We start from the raw sequence: 16,090 nt of genomic DNA, 5'->3' as shown, positions 1-16,090 counted from the left end.
GCTGGTACACGGTCTGGAAGTCCGATTCGGGAGAAACGGACAACCAAGATGGGCGCATTACACCTCGGACGTCCGATTCTGCAGAATCGGACAATCAGCAGCGTCGCGCAAACCACACGTTGATCAGCGAGCCGACTACCACCAGCGCGACACCGATCCAGAATGGCATGCCCAACGTCACGCCCAATAGGAGCGTGCTGGAAGCAGTGGAGAACAGCGGCGTCGCATACGAACCGATCGCAAGCGTTTCCATACTGCCATGTAGCATGCCATACCCCCAGCACGCGTAGCCGCCGGCAATCGACGCGGCACATGCGAGCAGCGCAATATAGCCGCCGATGCCAGGCGCTACAGCTGGTAAACCGTCGCCCGAAACGAAATGGATAATCCACAGCACAACAGCAACGCAACAGAAGAAAATCGTCGTACCATCGTAACCACCGGACATCGATGGCGTCACGGTCGCGTAAATCGCCCAAATAAAGGCACCTGCGAACGCGAGCGCGTACGGCAATGGATTGCTGGCGATATTGGCGACCGCTTCCTGCACGTCAAGGTTTTCACCGCCGACCGCCATTGCCACGCCGACGGTGGCTACGATTGCACCCGGCAGCGCTTCGGAGACCGAGCCGCGTTTGTGCGACACGGCGGCGGTCATCAGTACCAGCAGCGTCGGCCACAAATAATTGACGAGGCTGACTTCCACAGATTGCGCGTTCGTTGTGGCCAGACCGATCGACAGCGAGATCGACGCCTCGTATGCGATGAACATGAGTCCGCCTGCGACGAGGTACTTGCGTGGCGCTTGGCTAATCGGTTTCGGCCGTCGCACGATGAGCAGGAGCATGCCGCCGACAGTGTAGATGAGCGCCGAGCCGAGCGTGGTACCGAACGATTCGGAAACGAGTCGCACGAGGCCGGCCATGAAGCCCCACAGGACGATTGCGAACAGGCCGACGAGTGTCGCCGCGTGTGATATGGCATGGCCAAATAGGGGGTTACTGGGGCGTTCGCCTGCGGATTCGGCGGGAAGTTTCTGATCCGTATTCACGGATTCCAGCCTACCTGCCGCCCACCCCGCATGTCCGATTCCGGAGAAACGGACACTATTTGTTGGTTTACCGCCGCCTGGCCTCCTTGACCAATGACACGATGATGTCCACGACGCCACACAGCACACCGCCGATCGGCCACGGGACCCAGAACACCTTCATCCACGCGTCAGCATCACTGCCCGCCGTTCCAAGAAAAAGCATAAGCAACGCGACAACAGTCGCTAACAACATGATCACGCCACAAATTGCACCGGTAAGTCTTCTGTAAAATCTGTCCGACTCGCTCATCGTCGGGTGCGGCACGGAACGTCCCTCGCGCACGCTTTCCTCTTCGGCTTCACGATTGTATTTGTCCACATTCACCTTGTCATGCGTCATCCCGGACATAATGAAACAGAACACCGCCGCGGCCACGCAAGCCAGCAGAACGCTGTCCGGCCACCCCGCGTCTCCGTCGGCAACAAACTCGTCACAAAACACTCGCACGCACACGCCCGCCAAAATCAGCACGGCACCAATCGCAACACCAATCGCCAATACGACCGACGCACGTGACTTGTCCTCATTCGTGTAAAAATCCTGCACATACGGGTGGCGACGGCGGAAATCGCCATGCATGATTCCGGCCGGTATCAGCAAAGCGAGACCGACCATCGCGCCAACCAACGTGCATACTGTGACCAGCACGTCGTTCACCGGCGACGGCCCCAAGACAGACCCCTCCGGCGAAAACAACATGCCAACCGCGACTCCGAGGATAATTGCGGCCACACCAATCGCAATAAGCCACGCAAAACGCCTCATATGACTGTCGTAGCCAACCACATCCTGCACGATATGTCGGGGCACGCTTTGCGGAATGTCCGTCCCATCTCGCGTGTCCGATTCTGGAGAAACGGACAATTGAACACCGGTTTTGGCACCTTGTGCGTCCGATTCACCAGAATCGGACATTCCTGCGACCTGCGATGCCGCAAACCCGATTACCCCCGGAACCGCGCCAACAGCAGCATCAGCCACCCCAACCGACGCGGCCACACCATCCGTATCAGCAGCCAAGTCCACGCGTCTCGCACCCCCACAGCCCGCCGACGCACGCACGTCGCCCATGACCAAATCATCCAACGTCACGCCGAACATGTCGCAAAGCATCAGCAGCTTGTCCATTTCGGGGTATGCCTTCTCGGACTCCCATTTCGAAATTGCCTGCCGGGAAACGCCCAGCAGCATTGCCAGCTGTTCCTGCGTCATGTTGCGCGAACCGCGCAGATACTGCAGATTCTCTTTGAAACTCATGTCCGCCCTTTCGTCGAGTTTCCATATCGCCTCGACTTGCGATTATTGGCGATTGCCAAGCAACAGCTTGTCATAAACGTCGCGCTCCACGCCACCATCTTTCGGTTGCATTGCGATTCGCAACCAAATTTTGCGACGCAACCGACAGTTGCGCGGCGCGAAGTTGACTTCACGGGTCTTTTACGGCAATAGAAAAAACCTTGGAATTCCAACGATTCCAAGGGTTCCGAATGGAGCGGATGACGGGAGTCGAACCCGCCTTTAAAGCTTGGGAAGCTTTCGTTCTACCGATGAACTACATCCGCAAGGTTGTGCCTTTTGGGCACGAAACTTCAGTTTAGCACGCAACGGATGCGTATGCGGACACAGACCGACATACGATACCAATTTTCCGCAATATCACGGAAACTCAACCACGCGGCCGCTGCGAATAGTCGCGAGAATATCTGCCAGCCGAGCCGACCGAATCATGCCCGGACCCATGCTGCGTTCCAAATTGCGGACCACCGGCACCAGCCATCGCAGAACGTCCGCCTTGCCGAATATCCGCCGCCGCAACGCCGCTCGTGGCATAGCCACCGGCCAAATATCCGGACTGCACGCCCTGCTGACGCATCTCCTGCCCCATCTGCATCAGCCGCGCAATGCGATCCGAGGTCGGCGGGTGCGTAGAAAACAGCTTGGAGAAACCTTCCGCAGAAAACGGATTCGCAATCATCATCGCAGCAACCGACTGCGTACCAGCAGTCTTCTGCATCGGCATCGTCTCAGCGCCGTTCGAAATCTTATTCAATGCGGACGCGAGCGCCTCCGGATCTTCCGTAAGCATGGAACCATCTTCGTCAGCATCATATTCTCGCGTACGCGAAATTGCCATCTGAATAAGCGAAGCGGCAATTGGCGCAAGAATCGTACTCAACAGCACACCCAGCAATCCAAGACCATTAGAAGACGAGTCATTACGATCATCGCGCGAATTGCCACCACCGAAATACATGAGCGAATAGCCTAGATACGAAATGACCGTCGCCATTGCGGACGCGATCGCAGACGTCAGGATGTCATGATTGTACACGTGCATAAGCTCATGACCGAGCACGCCGCGAATCTCACGTTCGTTGAGCATCTGCAGAATGCCCTGTGTGCAGCAGACCGCCGCATGACGTTCATTGCGTCCCGTTGCGAACGCATTGGGACTCATGGTTGGGGCGATATAAATACGTGGCATAGGCTTGCCCGCCTTTGCCGACAGTTCGCGCACGATTTTGTACAGTACCGGCGCTTCCTGCTCGCTGACTTCCTGCGCATGCATGGATGCGATCGCGAGTTTGTCGGAAAACCAGTAAGATGCGAACGTTGAGCCAAGTCCGATGAGAATGTAGATACCAAGTGTGCGCTGACTGCCACCGGTCGCCCACCAAATGAGCATGATGACGCCCCACATCAACGCGAATAACAGCGTTGTCTTCAAGCCATTGCAATGGCCATGCACCTGCAATTTGCCGTTCATGGTCACTAGCGTAGAAACGGAGTCTGAGTTTTTGCTGGATATGCGCTGGAGACTGGGCTGTGGAAAGGACTAGGGGCAGTTGCGGAAGTTCGCACGCTCAGCTTCTCCCCGGGTGTCCGATTCTCCAGAAGCGGACACCCAAGACGCATGAAAAAAGTCTGAAACCTATCGGACCGGGTTTCAAACACCCACCTTAGGCGTGAGCCAGGGCGCGCATCTGCTCCGGGTCGATGACCTTCTTGTGCTCGCGACCTTCCTTCGCACCCTCAGCGCGTTCGAACGCGTCAATCTTCTTCCAACCGGCAAAGTCGATCGGCTTGACACCGCGCGACTCCAGCAGTCGGTCGATGGACTCCGGATCACGATCAGCGGCCACACGACCACCCTCGGCAGCCTTCGACAGATCTTCCAGCATGTTGGTCACGATCAGCAACGCGTCGGACTTGGTGGAACCGATCAAACCAACCGGACCGCGCTTCGCCCAACCGGTCGCATACAGACGCTCACGCACCTCAACCGCAGCATCCGCACCATCAGCTCCAGCCTCAGCAGCAACGGTGATGCGTCCGTCACCGTTCGCGTTCGCCAGATGCGCGTGACGCTCGTCGTACGCAATGCCCGGCGCGGTGGCCGGCTTGTAGCCGATCGCATGGTACACGGCCTGCACCGGATACTCTTCAAACTCGCCGGTGCGGCTCATCTTGCCGTCAGCCGACGTTTCGGTCTTCTCCACGCGAATGCCAACGACCTTGCCGTCCTCGCCCAGCACTTCGACCGGCGCGGAATTGAAGTGCACATAATACTTGCGATCAGCCGTATTACCCTCGTAATCCACGTCACCGTCATCTTCCATGTCTTCCGCCATCTCACGAATCGTGAACAGCTCTTCGACCATCTGACGGGTCAGCTTGTCTTTGCCGGCCTCTTCAATCGTGTCTTCATCCAAATCGAAATCGTCTTCGTTAATGATCAGCTGCACTCCCGGCAGCTTCTCCATCTCACGCAATTCCTGTACGGAGAACTTGGCTTGCGCCACACCGCGGCGGATGAACAGGTGCAGCACGCGAGCCTTGTTCGCCTTGACGCCCTCGTACACATTGTCTGGAATATCAGTGCGTTCCTTCAGATCGTCGGCATTGCGCATGAGTTCGCGCGCCACATCCATGGCCACGTTGCCACCGCCGATCACGGCGACTTCCTCAGCTTCAAGCGGCCACTCGCGAGCGCCGGTCGGATAACCGTCGTACCATTCCACAAACTTGGCTGCGCCATACACGCCATCCAGGTCGGCACCCGGCAGTCCAAGCGGCTTGTCCTCAACAGCACCGGTGGCGAACAGCACAGCATCGTAACGCTCAAGCAGCTCGTCGAGGGTCACGTCCTTGCCGAATTCCACGTCGCAATACAGGTGGATGTCGGGGTTGTCGAGTGTCTTTTCGAGTGCCGACGCGATGAATTTGATGGACGGGTGGTCGGGGGCCACTCCGTAGCGCACCAGGCCGAACGGCACAGGCAGCTTTTCGAACAGGTCGATGCGAGCGGCAGTGCCGAGGCCAAGCCCCTCGCCGAGCTTCTTCAACTGGCGCAGGAAAATGTCAGAGGAGTAGACGCCTGCAGGGCCGGCTCCGATTACAGCAATACGAAGTTCATTAGTTTCAGTCACGCGCTCTAGCCTAATGCATTCCCTGCATTTGCAACAGGGGCGCACGAGTATTTTCTTGCGACTTCCTCACGCATGCGCGCCCGACGGAGTACGGGGTCATGTCGCCGGCGAACACCACCGTAAGTAATAAACAAACCGTATACTATGTGCGACACTATGCACTGTCAATCGATTGACACCGTCACTGCAACGCGTTGTGGTGGGAAAATTTACGATTGTGGCGCGCACCGTATCACGAAGAAGAAGAATTATGAGTGACTCCAACAACTTGGCGCAATCCAAAGCACCGGAGCAAGGCGGCGTACGCAAGCTCGACAAGAGCGACGCCGGCTATGCGAAGGCTCTGAAGCCCCGTCATATCCAGATGATCGCCATCGGCGGTTCCATCGGCACCGGCCTGTTCCTTGGCGCGGGTGGCCGTCTTGCGCAGGGTGGCGCAGGTCTTGCGATCGCATACGCGGTGTGCGGTATTTTCGCGTTCCTGATGGTTCGCGCGTTGGGTGAGCTTGCGATTCGCCGTCCATCGTCGGGCGCGTTCGTGTCGTATGCCCGCGAATTCTTGGGTGAGAAGGGCGCCTACGTGACCGGCTGGCTGTTCTTCCTCGACTGGTCGGTCACCGTCATGGCCGATATCACCGCCGTGGCCGTGTATTTCCACTACTGGAAGGCGTTCCAAGGCGTGCCGCAGTGGCTGTTGGCACTGATCGCCCTGGCGTTGGTGTTCGTGCTGAATCTGCTGAGCGTGAAGATGTTCGGTGAGGCGGAATTCTGGTTCGCCGCCATCAAGGTGGCCACTATCATCGCGTTCATGGTCATCGCCATCTGGGTCATCGTCACCGGCGCTCCGGTGGGCGGCTCCCACGCCGGCGTGGCCAACATCACCGACAACGGCGGCCTGTTCCCGAAGGGCATCGCCCCTGTGTTCGCCCTGACGCTGGGCGTGGTGTTCGCCTTCGGCGGCACCGAAATGGTGGGCGTGGCCGCGGGCGAGGCGAAGGACGCCGAAAAGGTATTGCCGAAGGCCATCAACTCCATGATCATCCGCATTTTCGTGTTCTATGTGGGATCCGTCGTGCTGATGGCTCTTGTGCTGCCGTACACCGCCTACTCTTCTAACGAATCCCCGTTCGTCACGTTCTTCTCCGGCATCGGCATTCCGCACGCCGGAGATGTGATTCAGGTGGTCGTGCTCACCGCGGCGCTGTCCTCGCTCAACGCCGGCTTGTATTCCACCGGCCGCACCCTGCGATCCCTGGCGGTGGCCGGCTCCGGCCCGAAGTTCGCGGCCCGCATGAACAAGCATCACGTACCATACGGCGGCATCATCATCACCTCCGCGCTCGGTCTGATCGGCGTCGTGCTGAACGCCGTGCTGCCGTCTGACGCGTTCGAAATCGTCATGAACCTCGCCGGCATCGGCATCGCAGGAACGTGGGCCGCCATCCTCGTCACGCATATCTCCTTCCTCAAGAAGGTCAAGGCCGGCGAGGAGACCCGCCCCGCGTACCGCATGCCGGGAGCCCCGTACACCAACTACATCTCGCTGCTGTTCTTCGCCGTGGTCGTGCTGTCCAATCTCACCAGCGCGGCCGGCCGTTGGACGCTGCTCATGTTCGCGGTGGTGGTTGTGGCCATGATCGCCGGATGGTTCTACGTGCGCGGCCGCATCAACGGCAATCTCATGGATGAGATGCTTGACGACAACGACAACGATGTCGCCGACGTGCTGGAAACCACGGAAGTGCCGGGCAAGTAGGCACGTCATCGCAAACCTTGGCGTCGATGGCAATCGCCGGCATTCCAGCGTTCCGGCATGCTTCGGCGTCAGGCGAACGTACAATCGCAATAACTGCAATCGGGCCCTCATCGAGCGAGGGCCCTCATCATAAGAGGTGGCAATATGCGCATTCACATCACATATACCGGCGGCACCATCGGCATGATTGACTCGCCGAACGGCCTGATTCCAGGAGCCGACACTCGCGGCTGGCTGTTCCGCCTGCTGGAGGACGCGCACATGGACGCAAGCCTGTTCACGTTCACCGAGCTTGATCCGCTTATCGACTCGTCGAACGCGACGCCCGACAATTGGCAGACGATGGTTGATGACTTGCGTGCGCATCACGATGATGCCGACGCGTTCGTGGTGCTGCATGGCACCGACACGATGAGCTATTCGAGCGCCGCGCTTTCGTATGCACTGGCCGATTTCGGCAAGCCGGTGATTTTCACGGGATCGCAGCATCCGCTCGGCAAAATCGAATCGGATGCCACTGCGAATGTCACGGGTGCGCTGAACGCCGCGATGAGCGGACGATTCCACGGTGTGGGACTGTTTTTTGGACATCACCTGTTTGCCGGAAATCGCGTAAGTAAGTCGTCGAGTTGGGCGTTTGAAGGATTTTCGGCGCCTTCCGTCGGCCCGCTGGCACGCACTGGCACGCCATGGCATTGGTATGCGGGCGATTCCGCTGCGGTTGGCTGCGGTTGGACGTCGCCTCAGCCTTACTCTCGCCATGATGTTGCGGTGATCGATATGGTACCCGGCATTTCCGCGGCACGGTTGGAAGCGATGCTTACGCCGCGGCCGGAAGCGGTTTTGTTGCGTGCGTACGGCGTCGGCAATGTGCCGAGCGACGAGCCTGGACTGACTGACGTGATTGCCGACGTGCTACATGACGATGTTCCCGTTGTGATCGCGTCGCAATGTCAGCAGGCGGAAGTGCTGCTCGGCCATTACGAGACGGGCGATGCGATCGCACGCGCCGGCGCAATTGGATCTGGCGATATGACGCTGGAAGCCACGTATGCGAAAATCATGTTCCTGCTGTCGCAAGGCGTGACCAGAGTAGACTTTGGCAAGTGGATGCGCGTATCGATCGCTGGAGAAATCTCGCCAAGCTCGTTGTAAACGCTTCCCCAAAGCGCCGCGCTTGACACCACTCTCCGCAAATCACGCGGATTCGCCGCGGTCGAAAAGCACAGTGAGCGCCCACAGAATGCTGACCACGTCGATCGCCTCCTGCATGAATGCGCCAACGACCACGGGAATCAGATTGAACGCGGCCGCGATCATGCCGATAATCGCAAGGCCGAGGCCGATCAGCACCGCCTGCAACATCACCTTTTTCGTGCGGCGCGCGATGGCGATGGCACGCGGCACAGAGGCGATGTCATCATTCATGATGACCACTTGCGCGGATTCGGAAGCTGCGGTGGACGTGCCGTCGGTCATGGCCATGCCGATGTCTGCGACTGCAAGTACAGGGGCATCGTTGACGCCGTCGCCGACCATCATGGTGACTTGGTGATTCCTGGATTCGCCAGTTATACGACGCATGATGCGGGCGGGCATGGACTGGTTTTGATGCGTGGACTCGGTGGCGTTTTTAACAGCGGCAACCTTATCTTCAGGGAACAGCTCGGATTGTACGTCATCGATACCGACCTCATTTGCGATGATGCGGGCGGACGCGGCCTTGTCGCCGGTAAGCATGGACAGCTCCTTGATGCCAAGCTCATGCAGACGGGCCAAGGAACGTTTCGCATTCGCACGGGGCACGTCGCGAAGCACGATGCGGGCGGCCAGTTTGCCGTCGATCGCCACATATGCGGCCATCTCGTCCGGCGCAAGCGGAGCGAACAGTGAGTTTGCGGTTTCGGACTTGCGGACGGGCGTCGTCTGCGACGCCTCAGCGTAAGAGGTAATGGAGGGGGCTACAACTGTAGACTGCGCATCGTCAGACATTCCGTCTCGTACTCCTAGAGTGTCCGATTTGGGAGAATCGGACACGTAGCGTTCACCCGGCGCATGCAGCACCGGCATGAATCCGGCTTCGTCGGCCGTCACATACGCAAAACGCCCCACACGCACCCGATGCCCATTCACTTCGCCGGCAACACCTTTGCCTGAATCCTCCACAATGTTCTTCACCACCGGATAGTCGTGCCCGTGCCCAGGCAGATCACGCTCAGCGCACAACCGCTGCCCCGACGTATACCGCGCGTACAAGTCGTTCATGGCCTTGCGCCCGGCCGCCGCAATGCCTTTCGACAGAATGTGCACCGAGTAACTTTCCACCACACCGGCCATCATGAGAATATGGTCTTCATTGAGCGGCGAACTCGTTCCGAACGGTTTCTCCACGCGCACGACCTGCGGTTGCTTGACGGTAAGCGTGCCGGTTTTATCGAAGAAAATATGCGATACTCGACCTAGATTTTCCAACACGTCCTGTGCTTTAATCAGGATTCCCGCTTTGGCAAGGCGCCCTGTTCCAGCCACATACGCAACCGGAGCGGCAATAAGAAGCGGGCAAGGCGTGGCGAGAACCAGCACCTGTGCAAATCGCAGCGGCAATCCGGAAACCGCCCATGCAATCCCAGCAATCGCAAGCGAAAGCACGGTAAACGGCACTGCAAGCATATCCGCGGTCTTCACAACAGCGGGGCGCGACTCTTGCGCCGACGAAACCAGCTCGAGAATCTTCTGATACTGCGAATCCTGCGCAAGTTGCGTGGCACGCATGGTCAACGTGGTCGAGCCATTGACTGCGCCAGACATCACGCGAGCACCCGCATACACTTCACGCGGCACAGGCTCGCCGTTGATGTTGCTCAGGTCCAGCGTGGCCACACCCGACAGCAACTCGCCGTCGACAGGCACTGTTTCGCCAGGCAGCACCAGAATCACGTCGCCGAGCCGCACTTGATCGACGGGGACCGTTTCGAAGCGCTCTCCAGCCGCATCATACGTTTGCGAAGCATCTTTTGTGTCCGTTTCTCCAGAATCGGACACATAAGCATGCTTTTCACCGTCTTGGTTGTCCGATTCTGCAGAGTCGGACATTCTGACGGCACGGAATCCGTCGGCTGTCACGTCGGCCGTATGCTCGTTGCCCGTCGCATGCACATGCCCGCGCACTCCCGGCAGCGCAACCACGTGCGCAGTTCGGGGCGCCGCGTCGATCAGCGCAGTCAGGTTGCTTTCGGCCTTCGACTGCGCGAATTCCTCGATCGCCTCGCCGGATGAGATCATCAGCACCACGGCCCAAGCGGCCCAATATTCCTGCACTGCAACCGTTGACGCAATCGCAACGACCGCCAGCAGATCGACGCCAACATGGCCGTTCCGCAGATCGTCGATCATGCCACGCACCGTCACCACAATCGTGTATGCAACCAGTGCGATCACTATCCACTGCCCAACACCCGGATTAAACGCGTTCAGCCAACCGAAGCCAGCATGCAAATCGTGAGAAACCCACGCAGCCTCGCCCCACGGTCTCCACTCCCCCAGCAATGCCAACGGAATCGCGGCCAGAATGGTAATCGGCAGTAACGGAACCTGCTTGCACAGTCGCCAGCAAATATCGATGATTCTACGCATGAGAATCTCCTTACGCTCGTATCGGACGCCTTGTTAACCCATCGGCGCCTCGCCCGCGCGAGCCATCGATACACGGCGTAAAAAGATATTTCCAGCGTAGCAAACATTTGCGATTTTCGTGCCGCAATTGCCAAAAAATAGAAAAGCAGGACCGTACGATTGTTCGCACAGTCCTGCTTCTACTTTTAACTTTTATTGGTTTTCGTTGGTTTTCCGCGGTTTTACCGTTCTCGCGATGACGTTCACAAGACGTTCTTGCGATTAAGCAACTCCAGTTACGTCTTCGCCGTCAGCCTATCGGGTGGTCGCCACCTGTATTGCAGCCCGCCGTAGCCGACCGCAACCATCCACGGCCAACCGCGGCGGTCTGTCGCGCTTTACCACAGACCGAACGGGTCGAACAGGCCGCCTCCGTCACCGTAGCCGTTGCTACCATTGCCGTCGCTCTGTCCATTTCCGTTGCCGCCGTTACCGCCGTTACCATTGCCATTACCGTTCTGGCTCTGGCCATCATTGCCGTTGTTCTGCTGGTTCCGGTTGTTGGAGGAGTTCGTCTGGGATTCCTCCTGGTCGAGCGTCACGTCAAGCTCCATGGTGTTGCCGTCGCGCACGACCGTCAATGTCACCTTGTCATTCATGGCGGAGGCGCGCACGTAGCCGAGCAGCGAATAGTTGTTGTTCACCGCCTTGCCGTTGAACGCCACGATGGAGTCGCCGGCCTTCACTCCGGCCTTGGCTGCCGGGCTGTTGTCGACCACGGACTGCACCTGCGTGCAACCGCGGGTCACGCCGTCCGCCTCAACCGTGGAGCTCTTGACGGTGACGCCGAGCGCCACATGCTGCACGGTACCGTTGTCAATGATTTCGTTGGCCACACGCTTTACCAGGTTCGATGGAATGGCGAAGCCGATGCCGATGGATCCGGCTGTGCCGGAAGACGTTGTGGTGGATGCGATGGACGAGTTGATGCCAATCACCTGGCCGGCCGCATTGAAGGTCGGACCGCCGGAATTACCTGGGTTGACGGCCGCGTCAATCTGCACGGCGTTGGTGACGATGTCGTTGTTGTTGTCATCGGACACGGTCACCGGGCGGTTGAGCGCGGAAACGATGCCGACGGTTGCGGTGTCATCGTAGCCGAGCGGATTGCCGATGGCCATCACGGATTCACCCACGGCAAGATTGTCGGAATCGGCAAATTCTGCGGCTTTCAGATTGCTCGGAGGATTGTCGAGTTTGATTACGGCCAGATCGGTGGTGGTGTCGGTGCCGACGATTTGCGCTGAGTAGATGGTGCCGTTGGCGAGCGTCACTTGAATCTGCTTCGCACCGGAAATCACATGGTTGTTGGTGACGATGTAGCCTTTGTCACTAATGATTGCGCCGGAGCCTTTGGCGCTGCCGTCGCTGGTTGCCACGTCAATGGACACCACAGAATCGGACACTTCTTTCGCCACTGCGCTCCAGTCCGCGGCCTCGCCGGATTTGGCTTTAGCCGAACCGGATCCGGACGTGTTGGACTTTACGTTGGTCAGTGAGCTGGAGGTGGGTACGGTCACCCATCCATTGGTGATTGCCGCGTAGCCGACGCCGAGGCAGAGGACCGCGGAAACAAGCGCCGCCACCACGCCGGTCATCACATGCCCGGTCACGCCGGAAGCGGACTTCGGCTTGGCTGCAGCGCCATTCTGCTGCGGGGTACCGAACGGATTACCGTTATTCGGATTCCCAAACGGGTTGCCATTATTCGGATTATTCGGCCCGGCCGGCGGCACGTTGGCACCACCTTGCGCCGTGGGCTTTATGAACGGATTGCCGTTATTCGATTGCGCGTTCTGCTGATCGTTCTGCTGATTTCCACCTACATACGGATTTCCGAAGAAAGGATTGCGAGGCCGCTGCGGCTGCTGCGGAGCCTGCCCGTATGTGCCATATTGCGGCTGCGGAGGCATGTTCGGCGCGTCACTCGCCGTACCGTTCGCGGCTGCGGCGCCATTAGCCGGCTGCGTCGGCACGGGACCGTACGCACCATATTCCGGTGCCGGACGGTACTGCTGAGACGGCGCATCCTGCGCGGAACCGCCAACCACGGTACGCTCGCCCGCTGCGGAAGCATAATCCGGAGTATCGCCCGCCGCAGCCGCGAATTCCGTCGAAGCGCCATCGTTCGCAACAGGCATGGCGGCCGTCGGCTGATCCTCAATACCGCCCTGCACGTCAATCGGTTCGGTAGCCGACTCTGCGGCATACGGCTCGCCTGCGTAAGTTTGCGTCTGTTCCGCATCAACCGGCGGCATCGGCACGGTCTGCTGCTCATCATTCTGCGGCTGCACGGCGTTCTGGTCGTTCTCTTCAGCCATTTTCGCTCCTTATTCGTCTCGCGGCATTTCACAAATCAGCAATCGTGCCGCTCGAACTGCTATCTACGAGTAAAGATACTCGCTCTGGAAGTTTCCTGAATGTTTGTTGAAAGTAGCAACCGAATCTCTTGGCAGTTCTCTCCATACGGTACCAGAGGCTATGCGATGCAACTTGACAAACCTCAGCCGATACGCCTTCTCACAACCATCGCAAGAAATTCGATAACTCATTCGCGTTATATGTGGCAGAAATGCAGCCACACAAAAACTCATTTGCGCTATATGTGGCACTTTCCTCTGCACAGATGGGTTCAAAACGTCGTTTCAATACCCCCTAACGACTCTTGTTTTCGGAAAACTGCCACATATAAGGGAAATCACATTTTTCAACGGAACGAATCTGCCACATATAAGGAAAATCGTATTCAGCCGGCGAACGACGTAGCCACCGTCGGCAATCGGCGCTATCGCATAAAATATTTCGCATGACAAGCCTCATCGAATCATCTACTGACACAGCGCAAGACACGCAAAACGCGGCAACCGCAGTGTCCGAGAATCTCATCGAACATCCGCGTGGAGCGGAACCAGGCAAGCCGGGCCGCCGCGACGCCTTCTATTTCGAGCAGAAAACCCGCCTTCCCGACGCGGCCGACGGCAAGGGACGCGGCGGCGCACGATACGGCCGCACCGGCACCATTCATACCCCCCACGGCGATATTCACACTCCGGCGTTCGTGCCCGTGGCCACGCAGGCCGCGATGAAAGCCGTGCTGCCCGAAACCATGAAGGACCTCGGCGCACAATGCCTGCTGTCCAACGCGTTTCACCTGTATGAACGCCCCGGTGAGCAAGTGCTCGACGAAGCCGGCGGCCTTGCCAAATTCATGAACTGGAACGGTCCGACCTTCACCGATTCTGGCGGTTTCCAAGTGCTTTCGCTCGGCGCGGGCTTCAAGAAAACCCTCGCCATGGATGTGACCGGAATGAAATCAGACGACGTGATCGCCGAAGGCAAAGAGCGCCTCGCGTTCGTAGACGAGGACGGCGTAACATTCAAATCGCCGCTCAACGGCTCACTGCACCGTTTTTCCGCCGAAATATCAATGGGAATCCAGCATAAGATCGGCGCCGACATCATGTTTGCATTCGACGAGCTGACCACACTGATGAACACACGCGGCTACCAGGAACGTTCCGTGGAACGCACTTACCGTTGGGCGCAGCGTTGCGTTGCCGAGCATAAGAGGCTTACCGAAGAGCGCGTCGGTAAGCCGTATCAGGCGCTGTATGGCGTGGTGCAGGGTGCGAATTATGAGGATTTGCGCAGGCATGCAGCTGAACAGATCGCTTCGCTGGATTTCGACGGCGTCGGTATCGGAGGCGCGATTGAAAAGCGCATTATCGGCGACACTTGCGCTTGGATTTGCGATGCGATGCCGGAAAGCCGGCCACGTCACGTGCTCGGCATCGCTGCAGTCGACGACATTTTCGCATGTGTCGAGAATGGTGGAGACACGTTCGATTGCGTCGCACCGGCGCGTTGCGGCCGAAATGGCGCGATTTTCACGCGCGACGGACGTTACAACATCAAGCGCGCGCAATTCAAGCATGATTTTGGCCCGCTTGAAGAGGGCTGCGATTGCTACACGTGCACGCATTATTCGCGTGCTTACGTGGATCATGCGTTGCGCGCCCGCGAATTCAACGGTTTCACATTGGCCACGATCCACAACGAGCATTTCTTCGTGAAGCTGCTGGACGACATTCGCGCGTCGATTGACGGCGGATATTTCGACGAATTCCGCAATGAAGCCTTGGCACGCTTCTACACCAACGGTTCCCGCGGCTAATGCATTTCACGTGGGCTTTCCGCCCAAATGAATGCTGAACCACACTTCCGCATTCCAAGGCGCCGACGAACAAACCCGTCGGCGTCTTTTTTCGTGCGTGTCACGCGTGTCACGCGTACGCCCAGCCGTCTCGTTCCCATCCACCACCCCATGTGTCCGTTTCTCTAGAATCGGACACAGCACATATACGTTTATCAGAGATAAAAGCTGCCTAAATCACACACCATGCATCATGGTTTGCATCAGCCAGAGGGCTATTGCCTGACCTCGCGTTTTCGCCCCAAGCTTCGCCATGGCACGCTTGGTATAAGTCTTGACAGTGTTCTCCGATAATCCTAAGCACTCCCCCACTTGAAGTGTGGTCTGCCCTCGCGCATACCTGGCTATAATCGCCGTTTCCCGATCAGACAAAACTGGTTTCACGGCCTGCCCGCCAAGAGTCTCTGCGACGATCCTACGATGCGCCTGTACTGGCAACTCAAAATGCAGATCCGGCATGGTTTCCGCTAACTCATCCGGCAGATAAACGTGTCCAGATACAACGCATTCGAGAGCAGCGGCAATAGTGCGCAAATTTCGTTTCGCGACAATGCCTTGCACTCCAGCCCGAGCCACCGCAGCAGCATATCGGCGCAGCAGAAAAGAAGTAATCGCCAAAATCGGCATATCGTTAACAGTACGCCGAATCTCCTGGCAAATCTGCACGCCATCGGCATCAGATAATGACATATCCATGAGTAATATCTGGGGACGTGTTTGCGAATTACTACATAATTCCGCAGCTTTTTTACCAAGCGTGCATCGCCATAAAATTTTCTTGTCTCCAAATTGTTGAGTCAAATAGCTAGACAACGCACCCAACGTCAACACATCATTGTCGACTATTCCTATATGTTCAACTGATTTGTCAATTCTTTCCACATTAGTTTCCATTACATTAACCACCAAATTACTTGCGATATTT

At 57.8% G+C, this 16,090-nt stretch carries 10 protein-coding genes and 1 tRNA gene; 3 read left to right on the top strand and 8 right to left on the bottom strand.

Annotated elements, in window-relative coordinates; translation table 11 throughout:
• Window positions 1-94: 94 nt before the first annotated feature.
• From yddG to BBKW_RS00315, 5 genes are all read right to left on the bottom strand, one after another.
• Window positions 95-1,051, bottom strand: a complete 957-nt coding sequence (yddG, locus tag BBKW_RS00335) for an aromatic amino acid DMT transporter YddG (protein ID WP_033501531.1) — start codon at window positions 1,049-1,051, stop codon at window positions 95-97.
• 67 nt (window positions 1,052-1,118) lie between these two features.
• A complete protein-coding gene (locus tag BBKW_RS00330; RefSeq protein ID WP_033501532.1) occupies window positions 1,119-2,351 on the bottom strand; it encodes a helix-turn-helix transcriptional regulator in 1,233 nt (410 codons plus the stop codon).
• 231 nt (window positions 2,352-2,582) lie between these two features.
• A tRNA-Gly gene (locus BBKW_RS00325) sits at window positions 2,583-2,656 on the bottom strand.
• Between the two features lie 104 nt (window positions 2,657-2,760).
• On the bottom strand, window positions 2,761-3,861 hold the full coding sequence (gene htpX, locus BBKW_RS00320; RefSeq protein ID WP_033501601.1) for a zinc metalloprotease HtpX: 1,101 nt from the start codon (window positions 3,859-3,861) through the stop codon (window positions 2,761-2,763).
• Between the two features lie 193 nt (window positions 3,862-4,054).
• Complete coding sequence (locus tag BBKW_RS00315; protein WP_033501533.1) at window positions 4,055-5,524, bottom strand: FAD-dependent oxidoreductase; 1,470 nt, start codon at window positions 5,522-5,524, stop codon at window positions 4,055-4,057.
• Window positions 5,525-5,774: 250 nt separating this feature from the next.
• Between BBKW_RS00315 and BBKW_RS00310 the strand changes: the two genes are divergently transcribed.
• Both BBKW_RS00310 and BBKW_RS00305 read left to right on the top strand, forming a co-directional pair.
• Window positions 5,775-7,280 (top strand): amino acid permease, encoded by a 1,506-nt coding sequence (locus BBKW_RS00310; RefSeq protein WP_033501534.1) that lies wholly within the window; start codon window positions 5,775-5,777, stop codon window positions 7,278-7,280.
• 144 nt (window positions 7,281-7,424) lie between these two features.
• Window positions 7,425-8,435, top strand: coding sequence for an asparaginase (locus BBKW_RS00305; RefSeq protein WP_033501535.1), 1,011 nt, complete (start codon window positions 7,425-7,427; stop codon window positions 8,433-8,435).
• Between the two features lie 42 nt (window positions 8,436-8,477).
• Here BBKW_RS00305 and BBKW_RS00300 read toward each other — a convergent pair whose 3' ends face one another.
• The gene (locus BBKW_RS00300) at window positions 8,478-10,913 is read right to left on the bottom strand and encodes a heavy metal translocating P-type ATPase (RefSeq protein ID WP_033501536.1); all 2,436 of its coding nucleotides are present in this window, start codon (window positions 10,911-10,913) and stop codon (window positions 8,478-8,480) included.
• A 377-nt stretch (window positions 10,914-11,290) separates the two neighbouring features.
• Complete coding sequence (locus BBKW_RS00295) at window positions 11,291-13,273, bottom strand: S1C family serine protease (protein WP_033501537.1); 1,983 nt, start codon at window positions 13,271-13,273, stop codon at window positions 11,291-11,293.
• A gap of 485 nt (window positions 13,274-13,758) precedes the next feature.
• On the opposite strand from BBKW_RS00295, the gene tgt reads away from it, so the two are divergent.
• The gene (tgt, locus tag BBKW_RS00290) at window positions 13,759-15,126 is read left to right on the top strand and encodes a tRNA guanosine(34) transglycosylase Tgt (protein WP_048349481.1); all 1,368 of its coding nucleotides are present in this window, start codon (window positions 13,759-13,761) and stop codon (window positions 15,124-15,126) included.
• Between the two features lie 216 nt (window positions 15,127-15,342).
• Here tgt and BBKW_RS00285 read toward each other — a convergent pair whose 3' ends face one another.
• Window positions 15,343-16,047, bottom strand: coding sequence for a response regulator transcription factor (locus tag BBKW_RS00285; protein ID WP_033501538.1), 705 nt, complete (start codon window positions 16,045-16,047; stop codon window positions 15,343-15,345).
• Between the last annotated feature and the right edge of the window lie 43 nt (window positions 16,048-16,090).

This window comes from Bifidobacterium catenulatum subsp. kashiwanohense JCM 15439 = DSM 21854 (assembly GCF_001042615.1).
Lineage (GTDB): Bacteria > Actinomycetota > Actinomycetes > Actinomycetales > Bifidobacteriaceae > Bifidobacterium > Bifidobacterium catenulatum.
This window is presented reverse-complemented; position numbering and strand designations above follow the sequence as displayed.